Annotated in this window: 2 protein-coding genes; both read right to left on the bottom strand. The window is 71.4% G+C overall.

Annotated features, from left to right (window positions below; genetic code table 11):
• Positions 1-58: 58 nt before the first annotated feature.
• Positions 59-547: a VOC family protein gene (locus AC2W7M_RS24865; RefSeq protein ID WP_486135724.1), complete on the bottom strand. Its 489-nt coding sequence runs from the start codon at positions 545-547 to the stop codon at positions 59-61.
• Positions 548-557: 10 nt separating this feature from the next.
• A complete protein-coding gene (locus AC2W7M_RS24860; RefSeq protein ID WP_486135726.1) occupies positions 558-1,706 on the bottom strand; it encodes a PA0069 family radical SAM protein in 1,149 nt (382 codons plus the stop codon).
• Positions 1,707-1,730 lie beyond the last annotated feature (24 nt).

The following is a 1,730-nucleotide window of genomic DNA, read 5'->3' as shown; positions in this document are numbered from 1 at the left end:
TGCGGCGACGGCCTTCCGGCGGAGGCATAGCCGGCCCCTCCCCGCCGCTGGTGCGCATTCACGGCGCGTCGGCCTCGGCCGGCACCACGAGCCGTCCTGCGGCGTCGAACGGAAAGCCGGGATTGAAGGCCACTTCCCAGACATGGCCGTCGAGGTCCGCGAAATAGCCGCTGGTGCCGCCCCAGAACACCGTCTGCGCCGGCTTCAGGCAGCGCCCGCCCGCGGCGACCGCCCGGGCGATGACGCGTGCCGGTTCGTCTTCGTCCGCGACGTTGAAGGCAAGGGCGACACCGCCGAAGCCGGTGCCGGTGGCCTCGGGCCCGAGCTGCGCGTCCTCCGCCAGCGCGGCGGTGGGATAGAGGCCGAGCACGACCCCGCCGGCATAAAAGAAGGCAACCCCCGTCGCGCCGCGATAGCGCCGCTCCAGGCCCATCGCCGCGTAGAAGGCGGCGGACCGTTCGAGATCGGCGACGCCAAGCGTCACCAGGTGAAGCTTGAGGGCGGGCGCGTCCGGAGGCGCGGCGCCGGTTTCAATCTCGGATGTCATCGCATGATCCTCAATCGAACAGCGAAAGCTGCTCGCCCTTGGCGGCCGGGCGGCGGAAATGGGCGGTGGTGAGCTTCAGGCCGCGGCCCTCGAGACCGAGGCGCCGGGCGGCGATCTCGAAGCGCCGGCCGATGGTCCAGGCATAGGGACCGGCGCCGCGCTGGCGCTTGCCGAAGGTGGAATCATAGTCCTTGCCGCCGTTCATCTGCCGCACCAGCGCCAGAACGTGCCGCGCCTTGTCGGGGAAGTGCGCCACCAGCCACTCGCGGAACAGATCGGCGATCTCCAGCGGCAGGCGCAGGGTGACGTAGCCGGCCTCGCTCGCGCCCGCGGCCTTGGCGGCGTCGAGCATGCGCTCGATCTCCATGTCGTTGAGCGCGGGAATGATCGGCGCCGTGAGGACGGCGGTGGGGATGCCCGCGTCGGCGAGGCGGCGGATGGTGCCGAGGCGCACGTGCGGGCTCGCGGCGCGCGGCTCCATGGTTCTGGCGAGGTGCGGGTCGAGGGTGGTGATGGAGATCGCCACCTTCACCAGGCCGCGCTCCGCCATGGGGGCGAGGATGTCGATGTCGCGCGCCACCAGCGCCGACTTGGTAACGATGCCCACCGGATGGCCGAAATCGGCCAGCACCTCCAGTAGGCGGCGCGTCACCTGGTAGCGCCGCTCGATCGGCTGGTAGGGGTCGGTGTTGGTGCCCATGGCGATGACGCGCGGCTGGTAGGCCGGGTGCGCCAGCTCGCGCGCCAGAAGCTCCGGCGCATCCGGCTTCACGAACAGGCGGGTCTCGAAGTCCAGTCCCGCCGAAAGGCCGTGATAGGCATGGGTCGGCCGGGCGAAACAATAGATGCAGCCGTGCTCGCAGCCGCGATAGGCGTTGATCGACCGGTCGAACGCGATGTCGGGGGACTGGTTGCGGGTGATGACGGTGCGCGCGCGCTCCTCCGTCACCTCGGTGCGCAAGGGCGGCAGGTCCTCCAGGCTCTCCCAGCCGTCGTCGAACAGGATGCGGGCGGCCGGCTCGAAGCGGCCGGCGGCGTTCGAGGTCGCGCCGCGCCCGCGGCGCCGCTCCGCCTCCACAGCGGTTCCCGTCTCTCCGTGAAGCGCCGGCGGCACGGCGGGCTCAGGCGCGGCGCGCTCCTCGGCGAGCCGTCCGAGAATGCGCTTTGCCGCGTGTCTTTGGGT

It is taken from the genome of Xanthobacter sp. BG11Y11_SDJG (genome assembly GCF_057364445.1).
The sequence above is the reverse complement of the archived record's forward strand: the minus strand, read 5'-3'. Positions and strand labels throughout refer to the sequence as shown.